At 58.3% G+C, this 17,127-nt stretch carries 13 protein-coding genes and 4 pseudogenes; 7 read left to right on the top strand and 10 right to left on the bottom strand.

The window, feature by feature from the left end; all coding sequences use genetic code 11:
• Positions 1–246: 246 nt before the first annotated feature.
• Positions 247–617: pseudogene (locus P6U27_RS29595) on the top strand (M16 family metallopeptidase); the annotation flags it as partial.
• Between the two features lie 652 nt (positions 618–1,269).
• Here the strand turns inward: P6U27_RS29595 and P6U27_RS29590 are convergent.
• From P6U27_RS29590 to P6U27_RS29570, 5 genes and pseudogenes are all read right to left on the bottom strand, one after another.
• On the bottom strand, positions 1,270–1,452 hold the full coding sequence (locus tag P6U27_RS29590; RefSeq protein WP_407121587.1) for a hypothetical protein: 183 nt from the start codon (positions 1,450–1,452) through the stop codon (positions 1,270–1,272).
• Positions 1,452–2,039 carry a mobilome CxxCx(11)CxxC protein gene (locus P6U27_RS29585; protein WP_407121588.1) on the bottom strand — a complete coding sequence of 196 codons (588 nt, stop codon included), beginning with the start codon at positions 2,037–2,039 and terminating at the stop codon, positions 1,452–1,454. Before P6U27_RS29585 ends, P6U27_RS29590 begins: the two co-directional genes overlap by 1 nt.
• 1,792 nt (positions 2,040–3,831) lie before the next feature.
• Positions 3,832–4,867, bottom strand: a pseudogene (locus P6U27_RS29580) (IS110 family transposase).
• 306 nt (positions 4,868–5,173) lie between these two features.
• Positions 5,174–6,196 carry an IS110 family transposase gene (locus tag P6U27_RS29575; protein ID WP_407121589.1) on the bottom strand — a complete coding sequence of 341 codons (1,023 nt, stop codon included), beginning with the start codon at positions 6,194–6,196 and terminating at the stop codon, positions 5,174–5,176.
• Positions 6,197–6,347: 151 nt separating this feature from the next.
• Positions 6,348–6,662 carry a hypothetical protein gene (locus tag P6U27_RS29570; protein ID WP_407192989.1) on the bottom strand — a complete coding sequence of 105 codons (315 nt, stop codon included), beginning with the start codon at positions 6,660–6,662 and terminating at the stop codon, positions 6,348–6,350.
• On the opposite strand from P6U27_RS29570, the gene P6U27_RS29565 reads away from it, so the two are divergent.
• From P6U27_RS29565 to P6U27_RS29545, 5 genes are all read left to right on the top strand, one after another.
• Entirely contained in the window at positions 6,543–6,953 is a 411-nt protein-coding gene (locus P6U27_RS29565) for an anion permease (RefSeq protein ID WP_407194496.1), read from the top strand. The genes P6U27_RS29570 and P6U27_RS29565 overlap by 120 nt on opposite strands.
• Positions 6,954–7,183: 230 nt before the next feature.
• A complete protein-coding gene (gene tnpA, locus P6U27_RS29560) occupies positions 7,184–7,606 on the top strand; it encodes an IS66-like element accessory protein TnpA (RefSeq protein ID WP_407121591.1) in 423 nt (140 codons plus the stop codon).
• On the top strand, positions 7,603–7,950 hold the full coding sequence (tnpB, locus tag P6U27_RS29555; protein WP_407121592.1) for an IS66 family insertion sequence element accessory protein TnpB: 348 nt from the start codon (positions 7,603–7,605) through the stop codon (positions 7,948–7,950). Before tnpA ends, tnpB begins: the two co-directional genes overlap by 4 nt.
• Before the next feature lie 69 nt (positions 7,951–8,019).
• The gene (gene tnpC / locus P6U27_RS29550) at positions 8,020–9,669 is read left to right on the top strand and encodes an IS66 family transposase (protein ID WP_407192988.1); all 1,650 of its coding nucleotides are present in this window, start codon (positions 8,020–8,022) and stop codon (positions 9,667–9,669) included.
• Positions 9,666–9,905 (top strand): hypothetical protein, encoded by a 240-nt coding sequence (locus tag P6U27_RS29545; RefSeq protein WP_407121594.1) that lies wholly within the window; start codon positions 9,666–9,668, stop codon positions 9,903–9,905. The genes tnpC and P6U27_RS29545 overlap by 4 nt, the downstream gene beginning before the upstream one ends.
• A 47-nt stretch (positions 9,906–9,952) precedes the next feature.
• Here P6U27_RS29545 and P6U27_RS29540 read toward each other — a convergent pair whose 3' ends face one another.
• The gene (locus tag P6U27_RS29540) at positions 9,953–10,105 is read right to left on the bottom strand and encodes a transposase (protein WP_407121595.1); all 153 of its coding nucleotides are present in this window, start codon (positions 10,103–10,105) and stop codon (positions 9,953–9,955) included.
• 120 nt (positions 10,106–10,225) lie between these two features.
• Between P6U27_RS29540 and P6U27_RS29535 the strand changes: the two are divergent.
• A pseudogene (locus P6U27_RS29535) lies at positions 10,226–10,529 on the top strand (SIS domain-containing protein); the annotation flags it as partial.
• A 469-nt stretch (positions 10,530–10,998) separates the two neighbouring features.
• Here the strand turns inward: P6U27_RS29535 and P6U27_RS29530 are convergent.
• The 4 genes and pseudogenes from P6U27_RS29530 to dctA form a co-directional block, all read right to left on the bottom strand.
• Positions 10,999–11,385, bottom strand: coding sequence for a response regulator transcription factor (locus P6U27_RS29530; RefSeq protein WP_407121596.1), 387 nt, complete (start codon positions 11,383–11,385; stop codon positions 10,999–11,001).
• Between the two features lie 85 nt (positions 11,386–11,470).
• Complete coding sequence (locus tag P6U27_RS29525) at positions 11,471–12,154, bottom strand: response regulator transcription factor (RefSeq protein WP_407121597.1); 684 nt, start codon at positions 12,152–12,154, stop codon at positions 11,471–11,473.
• On the bottom strand, positions 12,151–14,826 hold the full coding sequence (locus tag P6U27_RS29520) for a PAS domain S-box protein (RefSeq protein ID WP_407121598.1): 2,676 nt from the start codon (positions 14,824–14,826) through the stop codon (positions 12,151–12,153). The genes P6U27_RS29525 and P6U27_RS29520 overlap by 4 nt, the downstream gene beginning before the upstream one ends.
• Positions 14,827–15,682: 856 nt before the next feature.
• Positions 15,683–17,003, bottom strand: a pseudogene (dctA, locus tag P6U27_RS29515) (C4-dicarboxylate transporter DctA).
• Positions 17,004–17,127 lie beyond the last annotated feature (124 nt).

Genomic DNA, 17,127 nt, shown 5'->3' with positions numbered 1-17,127 from the left:
AATCTGCCAAAGTAGTGCTAGTTCCATCGAGGATGCGATCGCGGCGCTTGCCAAGCATGGAGAGGGGGGCGCGGCTGCTGGCCGGCGGACAAAGTCTGATTCCGATGAGATTGTTCTTACCCCGGGGCTGACTCTTAATCAGCGGGTTCGAGCCCTGGTGCGCTCACCATATCAGTGTCTTAGCCGGCAAGACCTTTTGGGCAGCTGATTTTTCAAACGGTATTTTTGAAACGGACAACCGACAAAGTCGTGTTTGAATCGCCGCTGTGGATGGAGCACTCGGCGATCTTCATCGGCACAGCCGGTACGCGTGCCGAGCGCGCCGGCGACACGATAAAGGCGATCGAGAAGGAGGTCCGCCGTGTCGCCGAGGATGGCCCCACTCAGAAAGAACTCGACGACGTGAAGTCCTATCTCAAAGGCTCGCAGATGCTGGCGCTCGACACGTCCTCCAGTTTTGCGCTGAAACTGCTGCAGCATCAGGAGCACACGCTGCCGATCGATTACGAGAAGCGCAACGCCATCGTCGATGCCGTAACTCTGGATGATGCCAAGGCGGCGGCAAGCGGCTGTGGGGCCACGGGCTTTTGACCGTCATTGTCGGCCGCCCTCTCTAAGTCGGGTCTAACACCAAAATGTCCAGCTGGTCTAAACGGAGGGAACTGAGGCTGCGAGGCTTCAGCCTCCTAAGGGGCGTATAAGAATGTGCCTTTGGAGGGCGATCGAAAGACTTGCTGAAATTTTTCTGTATCGAAAAATCGCCTGATTAAGGCGCAGGCTGCACTGGCAACACTGAATCCCGGTTGTTGTGCTCTATCCGCTTCGGGTTAGGCCCCATTTGGCCAGACGATGACGTTGACAAAGACGAGGAGGAGGAGGGGGCGTATACCGTATACGACGGTCTGCATTGAGCGACGCGCCGGGCTCGCATACAATGTGCGCGCCGTAAGTAGGAGCGGACCAACGACAATGAGATTTAAGGATACGTTCGATGCGACGCGGGAGGAAGAGCAGGCCGCGCGTACACGCTTCGAGAAAGCGAAGGCCCGCGCCGATGCCACGTTGCCTTGGAGGACACCGTGGAGTCGTCGCATGCCTGTCGAGAAGAGCGAAGCCCGAATAGGACTTACACGAGCTGCAAAAGATGAAGCCTCGTTCCGCCTATTCGGTTGGGGGCTTCTGTCGATCTTGACGACAATCGGCGCAAGACCGGAGATCTGCCGGTCCCCGTACTCAATCTGCCCGCCAGCGTGAATCGGCGGGCGGGACTTAGCGGCCGCAGCAGGGGCAGCCGGAGCCAGAAGGCCCCATGCTGATCCCAGCATCTTTACGGATCGTGCCTTCAGTGATTTTTTGCTTACGCTCGTTATCAATGATGTCTGCAACTTCCTTGCGTTGCTGCGAACTGAGCGAAAGATAGCCCTTCAAGACAGCGCGTGTTTGATTGTCCATTATAGTTCTCCTCCACAAACTGGACAGGGTTTAACGACGTGTTTGGGTACGTCGATCGTTGCCGGGATTTTCTTGCATTCGACGCACGGACGAGGCACCTCTTTCAGTCCTGCGCGCAATCCGATGCGTCGCTCATCTTCGGAAATTTCTTTGCCGATGTCGTGGCTGTCGATAACTTTCTGCTGCGATCTTGCGAATTCAAAAGCTTCTTCAATATCGCCAGCAACAAGGTTCTTGGCAATTTCTCGCCAGTTAACCTCCATATCGTTGGCGTCCCGCAGCGCCCTTAGCGAGTAAGACCGCTCTTCGTCCCAGCGGGCGATTAATGACCAAGCCGATAAGAGAACCTGCATCAAGACAGCGAAGGCCAAAACGCCAAGGGCTATTGCTTTGAACGATCCAAGCTTATCGACGAAGTCAGTTGTAGCTACAAAGGCAGTGATCACCGGGATCGCGACGGCAGAAAAATCTCGGGCCTGCATCCATCTTTTCAGCTTTGCAGCTCGTCTCTGAAAGACGGTGGAAGTGCCTCGCGCGTTGATAAATTGCGTCCAGGCCTCTTGGCGGATCTCATCAGGTGTTGCCACCACCTACCCCCGTGTCATCAATTCGATAGTCTTCCCCTCGACAGGGCCTATCAGGTCTTGGCAGCCCTAAGTGTGAAGTAGTTCACAAAAGCCGCCATCTCACGGCTCTGTAGTCGCGAGGAAACAGGACAGCGCTAAGATGGCATTCCGCCGACGCGTTCGAAGACCCCTGTTCGTTTCGAACAGAGTGGCCCGGAGAGGCTGAAAGCTTTGGCCGCAGAACGGACAGGGATTCTGCTCCTGGCTAGGGCCGGTGAAGCTCGCCATTGTCGTTGGGACTTCGATGCTGATGCCTGTGTGGCCGTTCTCGCACGCAACAGGAGGCTTTCCGCTCCACCATCATCTTCGCGAAACTGCATGCGCCAACCACCGGGGTGGGCGCCGACAAGCTCTCCCTTGTCATCGAACAGGGCAGCAGACTTTCCGATCTTTAGCTCTGCGAAGTGTCTGCCATGCGTCTCCTGCAGTTGGTCGCGCTAACTTCTTCGCAGAGATGGGGCGCTGACACCTCAACACCCGGCTCGGCTTAGCGCCAGCGAGGCAAGTGGTAGCGGCGGCCGCGCCTTCAAGTCATGAAAGTACGACTTCTCCAGCCGCGACATGTTTGGGCGAATTGATTGGACTTTAACGTGACTTACCGATCCTGTGCGAGAACGGAGATGCTCGTGATCCTCAACGGGCTTCCTTGCAGATTCGGCCGGCCCGTACCGATGCTTTGCGTGAGCGCGACGGGCACGAAGGTGACGGCCGGGGACGCGGAATTGACAACTGTCGGGTCCTGGATCGTAAAATCCTGAAAGACCTCCTCGCCATGGTGTGCATGGACGAATAGATGTACGGAGCCGAGAAAACTCGGATCAGTGCGTTTTAACTCCCCGCTTGGAGCCACGCGCGTCAGGTGAACATCGAAACCGACGATCGGCAGTCTATTCAAGCCCGTTATCGAAATTCGGAGCAATAATCGTTTCTGAGAACGGTCGAAGGTGGTCGATCGTAAGGCATCAAGCGTCTGAGAAGGAAATACGATCGTGGTGTTCTGGGCCGATCCCGCTTCGATTCTCGAATTGAGAGTCGCGACCGCCTGGGTAGACTTTATTCTCGATGCCGTTCCGCTGTCTGCCACCGCTACTGGCGCGGGAGAGGAGGGTAGACGAACAGCGCAAGCAGCGACCGACCAACCCTTACACATGAGGGGCGCCTGCTCAACGGGCTCTGAGGCTGGAATCCGAGCTATCCAAAGTCACCGAGCAGGTATCCTGAGCACGGTGCCATTTGTACTATCCCAATCATCAGCGATCTGCTAACGCGCTCGGCATGATCGGGACGGTTCCATGAAAGACATCCTTGTCCACCTTGAGAGGCTCCGGGGCGAACATCGCCAACTGCGAGGAGCTTGGACGATCGGCTAAGAGCGACATCAAGCGAAATGTCTTCCGCCGCGCGGCTGCGCACTACAAGGTTTTAGCCGGCGAGCTGGAGCGTGCATTAGCCGAATGCAGACCAAAGAGGCTGGCGAGTATATGGACCCCGCCCGATTGCAACGACCGGCTTGATCAGGATCGACGGTCACAACTGCAGACGTATATCCGGCTTCTTGATGCGGCTGGACAACGTCTCCGCCGCGAGCCTCGATGGTTTTCGCCCGCTTCCACCTCAACGGCCCCGAGACATCGGCGCAAGCCGTGCCGGTCCACACATCAGGTTCGGGAAGCGACGGGTGACCGTTTCGCCATCTCCTGCCATTTGTTGCAATTGCCGGGTGAGATCTCCTTTCCTTGATTGCCGCTTCGCTTCAGGCCGCCTTCACCGACAGCGCCGGCTCATAAGCTGCGTCGCCTGTGAGCATAGCCCACACGATCCGCGCGTTCTTGTTGGCAAGAGCCACGGCCGCGACATTGGGATGGCGCCGTTGTCGGATTTTGCCGAGCCAGAGGCTTCGCGGATCCTGCTTGCCAGTGGCCCGGCTTAAGGCGGCACGAGCTCCGTGAATCATCAGCGTCCGCAGGTATCGATCGCCGCGTTTGCTGATGCCTAACAAGCGGGCCCGCCCTCCACTGGATTGCTGCTTCGGCACCAGGCCAAGCCAAGCCGCGAACTGGCGGCCGTTCTTGAAACAGCTTCTATCGCCTACGGCTGCGATCAAGGCTGTTGCTGTCACAGGTCCGATGCCTTCGATTTTGCCGAGCCGCTGGCACTGCTCATTCGTACGGAAGATTTCCCTTATGCGCCGGTCATAGGCTGCAACGCGGGTATCAAGCTCGGACAACTCCTCTTGTCTTGCAATTCCCTCATGAGCGCTCGGAGCATCTCGCTGAGGCCGTCATTGATGTTCCCGACGATGACAGCGAGGCCGCGCCGCAGCTGCGCGATGTCACGGGCAATGACAATGCCATGCTCGGACAGAAGACCGCGAATCTGGTAGCGAGCCTGACCCGGTCGGCGACCAGGCGTCGGCGAATGCGGTGGACAGCCTGTACCGCCAGCTGATCGGTTGATTTCGGTGGCACGAAGCGCATGGACGGACGGCCGACCGCTTCGCAGATGGCTTCCGCATCGTTCTGGTCGTTCTTGTTTGACTTGACGTATGGTGTCACGAACTGAGGGCTGATCAGTCGGACCTGATGGCCAAGCGCCGTGAGTACGCGAGCCCAATAGTGTGCCCCGTTGGAAGCCTCCATGCCGACTAGGCAGGCCGGTAAATTGGCGAAAAAGCCGGCCACCGCATCGCGACGCAACCTCTTTCGCACAACGACTTTCCCGTGGTTGTCGACGCCGTGAACTTCGAAGACATACTTCGCTAGATCTAGACCTATCCGAACGACCTGCATGATATCCTCCTTCACTGCAGTTGACGCTCGAGATTCCACCGCGGCGAGGGCGGGGTCCATACCATTGGCCCCCGGCTTGCAAGAATTTTTTGCGTGATGAGCAGTGGTCGCTTGCAGTCATGTGTCCGGCCTTTCTTCGCGGTCGTACATAACCGCTGGCCTTGATGGATTCCGCGGATCGAGGCCTTATCAGTTGGCCGGGTTCGAACGCCACTGAGGCGGTCAGGTTTCTCTCGATCCGTCGGGTGACCGACTGTGCCATCACGTGTTTTCACTCTCGCAAGCTGGCGGTACGCCCCTTAGAGGTCAGGCCGCCAATGTCGCATTTCGGTAGGTTTCCTGTCTGCTCATAATCGCCCAAGCTACACGTGCCGTTTTATTGGCCAAGGCGACTGCGGCAACTAGTCTTGGCTTTCGACTGAGCAAGGAGCTTAGCCAAGGGTCGGTCTTGGCTTGTTTCGAACAGAGCAGCACGGTGTGAGCGCTATTAACGAGCAGGCGGCGGAGATAACAGTCACCTCGTTTGCTAATCCCGCCCAGACGCGCTTTACCACCAGTGGAGTTTTGTCGCGGCACCAACCCAAGCCAAGCGGCGAAGTCTCTGCCGCTGCAGAATGCCCCTGGATCGCTAACAGTTGCTGCAATGGCGGTGGCGATGATCGGCCCTATCCCCGGGATGGTGGCCAGTCGTTGGCTGACTGGGTTGTTCTTGTGCCATGCTAGGATCTGCCTCTCGAGCCCAGCGATCCGGGTTTGAGTATCTTCGATTTGGCTGACGATCATCTTCAGCACCTGGCGGGCAATATCCGATATGCGCCTGTCCTTCTCGTCCAGGACAATTGCAATCAGCTTCGCCACTTTGTGCAACCCCTGCGCCTCGATAAGGCCGAACTCGGCCAAGTGCCCACGTAAGGCATTGACTAGCATAGTGCGCTGGCGGATCAGCAACTCGCGAGCCCGATGTATCATGAGGGCCGATTGTTGCTCCGTCGTCTTTATCGGTACGAAGCGCATCGATGGACGTCTAACCGCCTCGCAGATCGCCTCGGCATCGGCCACGTCGTTCTTGTTGCGCTTCACATAGGCTTTCACATAGGTAGGCGGCATGAGTCGTGGTACATGGCCAAGCGCAGTTAGCTCGCGCGCCCAATGATGCGCCGTCGCGCAGGCCTCCAGCCCCACGAGGCACGAGGGAATCTCCGCAAAGAAAGCAAGAACTTGGCCTCGTCGCAGCCGCTTGCGCATGACTACGCTGCCCGCCTCATCGACCGCGTGCACCTGGAAAACGTTCTTTGCCAGATCAAGACCGATTGCTGTAATATTGCCCATGGATGGCTCCCGTTACTGGTGATCTTCGACGACCACCATTATGGCACTCGATGCCGCGAGAGGGGGCCATCCACCCCATCAGTTGGCTTGGGAATGGCACGAATTGCACACCGGCCCCACCCTAAGTTAGATTTCGAGCATGGGCAAAGAGCTAGCTCGGGGCAAGAATCTTCACAGTCGGCGTCGCCGCGATGCTCCTGTTCCGCCTTTGATCCATCTCAAGTAGCGCGCGTCCGACAAGTGCTGCCTGTTTCGGCAGGAACACCCAGCTGCGTGATGATGCAGCCGCGAGATCTCCTGGCAAGTCATCCTCATATGTGGCGGTGGCATCACGCTCGGCGATCTGCTGATCAAGACCGGCGCAGCAAACTGGATTGCAGGGACGATATTCCATGGACTCGGTTTGGGCGGGGCAGGTCTGCTCGCCATGCTGCTTGTTGTCATGATCGTCCTGCAGCTGCTGCATGTGCTCTTCGTCGGGACAACCGCTATGGCGACGGGCATCATTCCGATCGTGTTGGCTCTCGCGGAGACCGCTCAGGTGGATCCGCGCGTGCTCGTCTTGCCGGCTGGCATGATCATCGGTGGTTACCCGGTGCTGATGTTCTACAACACGCTGCCGAATATCATCGTCTACGGTACGGGCCGCTTGACTGTCCTCGACTTCCCAAAGGTGGGTGTCCCGATCAGCCTGCTCGCTTGCATCGTCTATGTGATTTGCGCGTCGACCTACTGGCGCTGGCTCGGCATGTTCTGAGCGAATTCGATATGAACGCGCCTTCAGAACGTCGGCTCGCCGGTTCAGCGAGCTCCGGAGACACCGCTTTCTAGCCGCTGTTAGGCGACAAGCGGATATTAAGCGGACAGCTGCTTAATGAGTACACAGCCAGCAAGTTTGTCGCCCTTTTCAGGCGCAATACTGCTCATCTGTATCGCTCCGGCGAGGACCGCCTTGCGCTGTTTGATAGACGATGAAGACATAGGCTTATGACTGACCATATGCCTATGCCGAAGGTTTCCCGACTTGAAGTCGTCTCGACGGGCGCTCGACGCCGTTGGACATTGGAAGAAAAGCAGCGGATCGTCACCGAGAGCTATGGCGGGCCACGTCTGGTGTCGGTGACGGCGCGACGTAACGGGCTGTCGACAAGCCAACTGTTCACGTGGCGCCGGTTGGCGCGCGAAGGCAAGCTGAGCGGGGATGCCGCGCCGGTGCTTGTTCCAGTGGAGATCACGCCTGCGGCGGCTACGATCTCGAGTAGCGCGCCAGAACCGGTGTCTTCACCGCCTGCGCAACGTGCAAGGGCCGGCATTATCGAGATCGAGCTTGGCAGCTGTCGTGTTCGCGTTGACCGCGACGTGGACGTTGAGGCGCTGCAGCGGGTTCTTGAGCTTCTGAGACGGCGATGATCCCGATCCCGAGCGGCGTAAGGGTCTGGATCGCCACCGGCCACACCGACATGCGCCGCGGGATGCAAAGCCTGGCGCTTGCGGTCCAGGAGAGCCTGAAGCGCGATCCTCATGCTGGCGATCTCTACATCTTCCGGGGGCGCCGCGGCGATTTGGTCAAGATCCTCTGGCATGACGGGCTTGGCATGTCGCTCTACGCCAAGCGCCTGGATCGCGGCAAGTTCATCTGGCCCTCGGCGTCGGACGGCGCGATATCGATCTCGGCGGCGCAAATGGCTTACATGCTCGAAGGCATCGACTGGCGGAATCCCCAACTGAGCTGGCGGCCGCAGAGCGCGGGCTGAGCGCAGAATCTGTAGCTTCTTGCATTTTGGGGAATCCCATCGCGTCCAATTTGTGATTCACTGCGTCGTATGAATGCGGATCGCGACGCTGCTCCGGATGACGTTGCCGCCCTGAAGGCGGCGCTGGCAGCCGAGCGCGCGAAGGGGTTGGAGATCGCCGCCGAGCTCGCGGTCGCCCGTGCGAAAGCGTCTGAGGACGAAGCGCTGATTGCCCAGCAGAATCTGCAAATTGCCAAACTAAAACATCAGATTTACGGCCAGCGGTCGGAGCGTTCGTCGCGCCTGATCGAGCAGTTGGCCTTGACGTTCGACGAGTTGGAAAGTGACGCCACTGAAGACGAGCTGGCGGCAGAGCGCGCTGTGGCCAAGGCGACGACGGTGCGCGGATTTACGCGCAAGCGTCGCGAGCGCCAGACCTTCCCTGAGCATTTGCCGCGCGAACGAGTGGTGATCGAGCCGCCGACGGCTTGTGAGTGCTGTGGCGGCAATCGTCGGCGCAAGCTCGGCGAGGACGTGACGCGGACGCTGGAAGTGGTGCCGCGCCAGTGGAAGGTGATCGAGACGGTCCGGGAGAAGTTCTCCTGCCGTGACTGCGAGAAGATCAGCCAGGCGCCGGCGCCATTCCATGCCGTCGCACGGGGATGGGCCGGCCCAAGCCTGTTGGCCATGATCATGTTCGAGAAGTTCGGCCAACATCAGCCTTTGAACCGCCAGGCTGAGCGCTACGCGCTGGAAGGCGTGCCGATCGCGCTGTCGACGATGGCGGACGCCGTGGGATCGGTCAATGCGTCGCTGGCCCCCCTGCTGCGCCTGATCGAAGCCCATGTCATGGCGGCCGAGCGCCTGCATGCCGATGATACGACGGTGCCGGTGCTGGCCAAGGGCAAGACCGATACGGCACGGTGCTGGATCTACGTCCGGGACGACCGGCCGTTTGGCGGCGCCGGGCCACCGGCGGCGATGTTCTACTACTCCCGCGACCGTAGGGGCGAGCATCCCCAGGCGCATCTGGCCCGGTATGCCGGCATCCTGCAGGCCGACGCCTATGATGGGTACAACCAGCTCTATTTGGCCGGGCGCCAGCCTGGATCGATCCGGGAAGCTGCCTGCTGGTCGCATGGACGACGCCCATTCTTTGCCATGGCTGACATCGAAGAGAATGCGCGGCGCAAGGGTGCCGGAAAGAAGGAGATCCCGCTCTCGCCGATTGCGATCGAGGTCGTGCGGCGGATCGATGCGCTGTTCGAGATCGAGCGCTCCATCAATGGCAAGAGTGCCGAGGAACGCGTTCAGGCTCGGCAGACGCTGAGCCGGCCTCTGGTCGAGGATCTTCAGCTCTACATGCGCGAACAGCTCGCTAAACTGTCTCGCGGCCACGATCTGACCAAGGCGTTCAACTACATCCTGAAGCGATGGGCGAGCTTCACGCGGTTCCTGGAAGATGGACGCGTGTGTCTCTCCAACAATGCCGCCGAGCGGGGCTTGCGAGGCATCGCTCTTGGACGGAAGTCCTGGCTGTTCTGCGGATCTGATCGCGGAGGGCGGCGCGCCGCAGCTATGTACAGCCTCATCGTCACCGCGAAAATGAACGGCATCGACCCGCAGGCCTGGCTCACCGACATCCTCGCCCGCATCGCCGCCCATCCGGCTCATCGGCTGAACGAACTTCTGCCCTGGAATTGGACGCCAGCATCAGCGATCTCCGCTCGAGCGGCATGACCATGCACGTCAACAAGGTCCATCACGTCACCACCATCGCCCAGGTCGCGAAAGACCTCGGCGAAGACGAAGATTGGCTCTGGGACATCGCCAACGAAATGGAAATCGAGGACGGCGTCATCTGGGTCTATGGCGTCGGAGAAGACGGCGTCCAGGCGTTCACCGACTTCGGAATCGAAAAGCTCATCGAGCTGATCAGGTTCTACAAAGAGAACCCTGGACTGCTCAAGCGGTAGTCCTGCGGCCTACGCCGAATGGATACCGATGTCCGTGCTTGTCGACGCTAGGTAAACACCAGGCTGGCCGCTACTCCGTTGCGCCGCGCAACCTCAGTTACCTTCGCGCCCGGTGCCAGCGTCTCCTCGACAATCCGTGCCTTGTCGTCCTGCGACCAACGCCGCCGCCGCTCCAGCCCGCCCAAAACCTCGACCCGCATCGCCTGATGACCTTAAAGCTAGACTTAAGGTCACACGCTTCGCGAATTACCACCCCTCACGCAAGACGGCCCCCATCGGAGGCGTACGTCATTCAAAAGGGCTGCAGAGCTACGCTTACGATCGATGAGGCTATTCCGGTAGTCGTGATCGCGCCTTACGACCAAATCTTCGACAAGACCGTCTCGAACATGCAAGAAGTGGCCGCTCGGGGCGGCAAGATAGTCCTGATCACCGATGCGAAGGGGGCTTCGGAAGCGACGGTGGACACACTCGGCACCATCGTGCTGCCGACAATGGCCACAAGCTTTACGCAGATGGTCTACGCTATTCCGATCCAGCTCTTAGCTTACCATACCGCCGTTGCCATGGGCGCGGACGTGGATCAGCCGCGAAAATCTCGGCAAATCGGTCACTGTGGAATGAGGCTGTAGTGTTTTTGTCCAGGCCGAGAGGTCTCGGGCTCGAGCCGCTCGGCTTGGGTTGCGTTGCGTCGTTTGTGGGTGGGAATACAACTAATTTTTAATCCGGGAAATCGCTCGTAACTGCCTAACTGCCGCACGGCGGCCCACATCAATCGACCAGTGCGGCTGTCAACCCGATTGGTCTGACGTCTAAACGCTCGGCCGGCTGGCTTTATGCTGATGGCCTCATTTCAAATTGGGTCGCAACATCCGTGGTCGGGCATAGGTAGCTGTTGCTCATCAGCGGGAACTGCTCTCCGTCGACGGAGCCCAGTCGACGAGGAATGCGCGTTCTTGTGGGGGCTAGATTGTTGGTAGCTGGAATTATTTAGGACGAGTTGCAGTTCCAACTGCGAAACGATGCTTGGCGGTGGGAATCTTCGTTCTGACGTGTTTTTTAGTCAGACATGAAGTCAAGCCTCGGGTTGGAATCAGATGCCGCCTCGAGCGCCATATGCCTTCAGTGCGTTGTCGAGACACTTGAGTAGCTCTTTCCCGCCAAGCGGTTTGGCGAGAAATCCCATCGCTCCCGCGTCCATAGCTGAGGCGCGCACGCGCTCGTCGGGGAAAGCTGTAATGAAGATGAACGGTGCGTCGTAACCACGTGTTCGCACCTCTGCCAAAAGATCCAGCCCGCTCATCGCCGACATCTGCACATCGGTAATGACACAGGATGTCTCGGCCAATTGCGGCGACAGCAGGAGTGCCTCGGCGGACGAAAATATTTGCACGTCGTAGCCACGCGATTTCAAAAGGTTTTCTGTCGCCGCACGGACCGAGGCGTCGTCGTCGACAACAGAAATCAAAGGCGTGGACAAGATGAGCCCTCCCAACGCAGTACAGCGGCTGTCAAGCGCTAGCCACTTTCGGCGAAAAGTGGGCTTAAGTGATAGACTTGTAAAATCATACTTGGGTTTGTTCAGGACGATTGGCACTAAGTCCCAGCGTCTCGCTCATCCTGATCAAGTCGGCCAGCGAGCGGGCACTCATTTTTTTCATTACGTGTCCGCGATAGATTTTGACGGTAATCTCCGCGAGCCCGAGTTCGGCGGCGATCTGTTTGTTCATCAGGCCGGCTGCGACAAGTCTCATCACTGCCTGCTCTCGCGGGCTTAGGGTCTCAAATAGCGACTGCAGGTTCGCGACGGTTCGCTGAGCTTCCCGTCTCTTGCGATCGCGTTCTGTCGCCGCAACCACGGCATCAAGCAGCTCCTGATCGCGGAATGGCTTGCCGAGAAAATCGACGGCACCTCCCTTCATGGCCCTGACAGTCATGGGAATGTCGCCATGGCCGGTAATGAAAATGATCGGGATGTGTATGTTCAACCTGGCGAGCTCGGTCTGGTAGTCAAGGCCGCTCAGGCCTGGCAGTCGAACATCAAGAACTAGACAGCTGGTGACGTCCGGAATTTGGCTCTGCAGCATCTCCCGGGCCGATCCGAACGCAATGACCTCCAACCCCACCTGTTTAAAAAGGTTCGTAAGCGAGCGGCGCACGGAGATGTCATCCTCAACGACAAAGACGATCGCCTTCGTCGAGGCCTCGGCATTGCCGCCTTCACCTGGCGAATCAAGTCGTTCTGTCACGACACGGCCTCCTTATGCAGCGGCAGGGTAAACTGGAAGGTCGCGCCGGGTCCATTTTTGGGGACCATTGACAGCCGGCCTCCATGAGCTTCCACGATCGAACGGCAGATCGAAAGGCCCATTCCAAGGCCGGTCGACTTCGTAGTGAAGAAGGGATCCAGGACGTGGTCCGCGTGCTTCTCGGCTACGCCGACGCCGCAATCGGCCACAGCGAGCTGCACGTGTCCCAGATCGTCCTTGGATGAATGAATCAGAAGTTCGCGCGGCCGGTCTGTAACTGCGTCCATCGCCTCGATTCCGTTCATCACCAGGTTAATGATGACCTGTTGTAGCTGAATTCGATCACCGAGGATCATAGGCAACGCGGCCGTCAACTCGGTTCGCAACCTAACCCGGTGGCTCACCAGCTCTCGTGTTACCAGCGCAATGACGTCCTTAACGACCTCATTAATATCGAGCGGCACCATCTCAATCTCACCTTTCTTCGCGAGCGCGCGAACGCGACGGATCACCTCGCTTGCCCGAATTGCATCTTCGATGATCCATTCGACGGAGGAACGCGCGGCGGCAAGATCAGGAGCCTCGCGACCCATCCAGCCGAGGCACGCCTCGGAGTTGTTGATAATAGCGGCGAGAGGCTGGTTTATTTCGTGGGCGATCGAGGTTGTCAGCTCTCCTAACGTTGTTACTCGCGTCACATGTGCAAGCTCCGCTTGCGCTTTCCGTAGTTCTTGTTCGGCTTGATCGGCACGAATGGTAGCGGTAATGTCAGTGCTCACGCCACGGTAGCCGAGGAAAGTACCATTTCCATCGAAAAAGGGCTTGCCACTCGTGCGGACATATATTGGAGATCCAAACCGACTCTGCGTACGATAAACGAGGTCCCGAAATGGCTGGTGCGCCTGCAATGTCGCCCGATGCTGCCGCCACTTCTCCGGTTCCTCTTCGAGGTCGCACGCAATGTCCCAGCGAAAGAGGCCTGTCAATCCTGTGGCCAAAATTCCCGCAGCGCTGGTGTGCTCAGACACGTGAGTGACCTGGTGATCCGGCCCGGTCTCCCAGAGCCAGTCGGAAGCTGTTTCGGCGTAGTCGCGAAAGCGCTGTTCGCTTTGACGCAATGCGGCAAGTGTGTTTTCCAGGCGTTCCTTAGCTGCGTGTTGCTCGGTCACATCCATATGCGTTCCGATCAGCTCGCGGGCGTTACCATCGCTGCCGATCACCACCTGCGCAACGGAGTGTATGCGTCTTATCCCGCCATCTGGTAGAAGGATGCGAAAATCATATTCGAACCGCCGCTCCTTAAGTTCAATCGCTTGGCGCTGCACCTCCTGCAGCCGCGGCAGGTCGTCCGGATGGATGCGTGATCGAATGGTCTCGATCGATACCGGCTCTTGTGGGCTAAAGGCAAACAGACGATCGACCTCGGCGGAGCGATACACGAAATCTAGACCGTGGACATCCCAGGCCCAGCTTCCTGTGTGAGTGAGATGCTGGGCCTCTGCCAGATAGGCCTCGCTGCGGCGCAACTGCTGTTCTGCTGTCCTCGCTGCCGTAACATCGGTGGCTGCGCCAACAAACTCAATCTCGCCAGAGGCGGTTCGCGTGGCACGTGCCTGCGCATGAATGTGCTTAATCGAGCCGTCCGGTAGCAGAAGCCGGTATTCGTGCTCGAAGTCGCTCTGGTCTCGCATCGCGCGATCGATAATTTCTCTTACCGAAGCCCTATCATCTGGATGAGTGCGCTCAACGACGAGCTGCGGCCCGGGTCGCACCGTCTGAGAATCCAATTGGAAAATGCGAAATGTTTCGTTTGACCAGAAAGCCTCACAGGTAGTTGTGTTCCAGCTGAAGCTACCTGTGTGACTCAACTCCTGCGCCCGGGCCAAATGGGCTTCGCTCCGCTGCAGCGCAAGTTCGGTCCGCCTTCGGTCCGTGATATCTTCGCAGGCGATAAGGACAATGGGCCGCTGATCCGCCCAGAGCATGGCTTTGGCGTTTTCACGCACCCACAAGACCGAGCGGTCCTTCCTGACTTTCTGGGCATCCCACGTGCGCGCTTGTCCGACATTCTCAAGGCAGCTCCGAACGCATTCGCGAGCGAACGCGCGATCCTCCTCGAGAAATACGTCCAGCACGGATCGGCCGATCAGTTCGGCACGAGTATAGCCGAGTTGTGTCGCGCCAAGCGTATTGACGTTGAGGATAGTACCGGCTTCATCGACCATGACGTACATGGCCGGGTTGTGCTCGAAGATCGCGCGCCAAAGTTCTTCGCGATCCTCCAAATCCGCCGCACTCCGCTGAAGTTGGGCCGCAGCCACACGCGCAGCCTCTCGTTCCTGGCGGAGCTTCCCCATCAGGTACGTTCCCGCAATGGAGACAACAAAAAATGCAACGACTACTGGAAGATCGTGGGGGTCATCGAAACGCAGACTGAACGCCGGCGGCGCAAAGTAGTACGCGAGAACAGCGATCGCTGCGACGCAAAGCGCGGATGACGCGATGAAGATGCCCATTAACGAAAACAGCAATACTACTAACATATAGACGAACGCCGCCGCGGCAAAATGCGCCTGAAGGTATACGCATATCAATGTAACCGCGCCTAGCGTCATGCCGCCGAAGATGAACTGCGGGGCTGAACGTTTAAGACTCCTGATCTGGACAAACATTTTAAGACCGTCCGGCCTGTTCTCCGGCGAGAGCTATAGCATTTTCGGCAAAATTGGGGCAATCTTCAACGCTTGGGTTTAGCGTGTGCGAGATTGGTCACCTGCGGCCGAACTCAGCACGCGCGGGGAAAAAACGCATTATAAACATACGTATAATTGTCCTAAACTTTTCGATGAGCTGTCACTGGCCTGCCGGCGAGGCTGAAATGTCTGCTTTGCGCCCCCGCCGGTAGCCATTCGGCGCAGTCGCTCGATCGCTTGGCCGATGCACCCTCTACACCCGCTGCGTACTCCCGAACCACTGACCTCCCCGGCAAGGCCGTTTCCACGAGGAAGTGCAAGTTCAGATGCCGGAGTTACGCGAGTGCTACCTATCGGATCAGGCCATCACGGCTAGTCGCAAAAGATTCGTCTCCAACTGGTGTCGCTGGAATCGAGCGCCTGCGCCGAACCAGCCGTATATGATCCGCCACTGCTCCGTCGAGTGCCATCTAATCCAAGCGGATCGACCGCTAACTTGATGACGCAGCGCGCATAGCAATGGCGATGACGAGTCGCAGGATCCCTGCAACGTCCTCACTCGCATGAGGAAACCGCCTATATGGGTATTGGTCGACGGAGCAATACCCAGTTCGCTATGCGGGAAATCACTCTTCATCTGGTTCGGCAAACGCTCCCTAAGTATTGCACCGCCGGTAGCCACTGACCGCGAAAGAGAAGCCCCGAAAGGAGTCTCTACTCCTTTGCTCGCCTGCCTCTAGGAGAAGCTGCCTGGCAGCGGTGCTGAGGAGGGCTGTACGCGGGGAGCGCACGGGATAAAGTTCGTGTCGGATGGGCGGCGGATAAGTTCCGGAACCTACCTCGTTGTGCTTGTCGTGTAGCTGGTAGTGGAAACGTTAGGCTGGTTGAGCCGAGACTGCAGCATTGCGTGATCGAGCTCGCCTTCCCACCAGGATACGAACACGCACGCGATGCCATTGCCGATGATGTTGGTAAGGGCGCGCACCTCGCTCATGAACTTGTCGATCGAAAACACGATTGCCATGCCGGGCACCAGAGCTGGGTTTACCACGACAATGTCGCAGCGAGCGTTATGAACCCTGCGCCGGTGACGCCGCTGGCTCCCTTCGACGTTAGCATTGCGACGAGCAAGATCGTGAGCTGCTGGCCGAATGTGAGATCGACGCCGAGTGCGTGGGCAATGAACAATGTTGCAAGTGTCATATAGATATTGGTGCCGTCGAGGTTAAAGGAGTAGCCAGTTGCACCACCAGCCCGACTACCGGCTTAGAGCAGCCTAGCCGCTCGAGCTTCTCCATCAATTGCGGCAGCGCGCTTTCGGAGGACGAAGTGCCGAGCACGATTAGAATCTCGTCCTTGATATAGACAAGGAACTTGAATATCGAAAAGCCGACGAGGCGGGCGATTAGACCAAGCACCACCAACACAAATAGCGCAGCCGTCACGTAGAATAGCGCGATCAGACCGATGAGATTGCCGAGTGCTCCGGGCCCGAACTTGCCGACCGTGAAAGCCATGGCGCCGAAGGCACCGATCGGGGCCGCTTTCATTATGATTGCGATCACCCCGAACGCCGCGTGCGCGACGTCGTCAATCATGCCGCGCAGACGCTCCCCCCGCTTTCCCAGCGCCATTAGCGAGAAGCCGAAAAGGATCGCGAAAAGGAGAACTTGCAGAACATCGCCGCGAGCGAAGGCGCCGACCACACTGTCGGGAATGATGTTGAGAATAAAGTCGACGCTCTTCGAGGCTTCCGCCTGCTTGACGTAAGTGGCGACCGCCGCAGCATCTGGCTTGACCGCAAGGCCATGGCCAATTCGGACCAGATTGCCCATAACGAGGCCCAACAGTAAGGCAAAGCTGGAGACAATCTCGAAATAGAAGAGCGCCTTGACCCCGACGGACCCGACTTTCTTTGCATCCTGAATATGAGCAATGCCAGATGCGACGGTGCAGAATATAATCGGCGCGATCACCATCTTGATGAGCTTGATGAACCCGTCACCGAGCGCCTTAACCCAATCGTTGGTGGCGACAGACGGCCAAAGGCAGCCGAGCACCGCGCCAATCAAGATTGCGATTAGCACCTGGACGTAGAGTATTTTATACCAAACTTGCGACGCGCGTAGAGGCGACGCAGCTGTCATGGTAGTCATGACGCTTCCTTCCCGAAGATACTCGCTGAGACGCCGAGTCGTTGCGAGGCAACAGCGTCATACGAGACTCATCATTTTAGCCGTGTCCGATTGAAGGCAGTTCCGGGAGCCGGCGCGTCCATCT

The organism is Bradyrhizobium sp. STM 3566 (assembly GCF_045571445.1).
In the GTDB taxonomy this organism is placed as follows: Bacteria; Pseudomonadota; Alphaproteobacteria; order Rhizobiales; family Xanthobacteraceae; genus Bradyrhizobium; species Bradyrhizobium vignae.
The sequence above is the reverse complement of the archived record's forward strand: the minus strand, read 5'-3'. Positions and strand labels throughout refer to the sequence as shown.

Coding starts and splice junctions, on each gene's coding strand:
- P6U27_RS29590 (WP_407121587.1), bottom strand. CDS start 1,452: ATGGACAATCAAACACGCGCTGTCTTGAAGGGCTATCTTTCGCTCAGT.
- P6U27_RS29575 (WP_407121589.1), bottom strand. CDS start 6,196: ATGGGCAATATTACAGCAATCGGTCTTGATCTGGCAAAGAACGTTTTC.
- P6U27_RS29570 (WP_407192989.1), bottom strand. CDS start 6,662: ATGCAGCAGCTGCAGGACGATCATGACAACAAGCAGCATGGCGAGCAG.
- tnpA (WP_407121591.1), top strand. CDS start 7,184: ATGACTGACCATATGCCTATGCCGAAGGTTTCCCGACTTGAAGTCGTC.
- tnpB (WP_407121592.1), top strand. CDS start 7,603: ATGATCCCGATCCCGAGCGGCGTAAGGGTCTGGATCGCCACCGGCCAC.
- tnpC (WP_407192988.1), top strand. CDS start 8,020: ATGAATGCGGATCGCGACGCTGCTCCGGATGACGTTGCCGCCCTGAAG.
- P6U27_RS29545 (WP_407121594.1), top strand. CDS start 9,666: ATGACCATGCACGTCAACAAGGTCCATCACGTCACCACCATCGCCCAG.
- P6U27_RS29540 (WP_407121595.1), bottom strand. CDS start 10,105: ATGCGGGTCGAGGTTTTGGGCGGGCTGGAGCGGCGGCGGCGTTGGTCG.
- P6U27_RS29520 (WP_407121598.1), bottom strand. CDS start 14,826: ATGTTTGTCCAGATCAGGAGTCTTAAACGTTCAGCCCCGCAGTTCATC.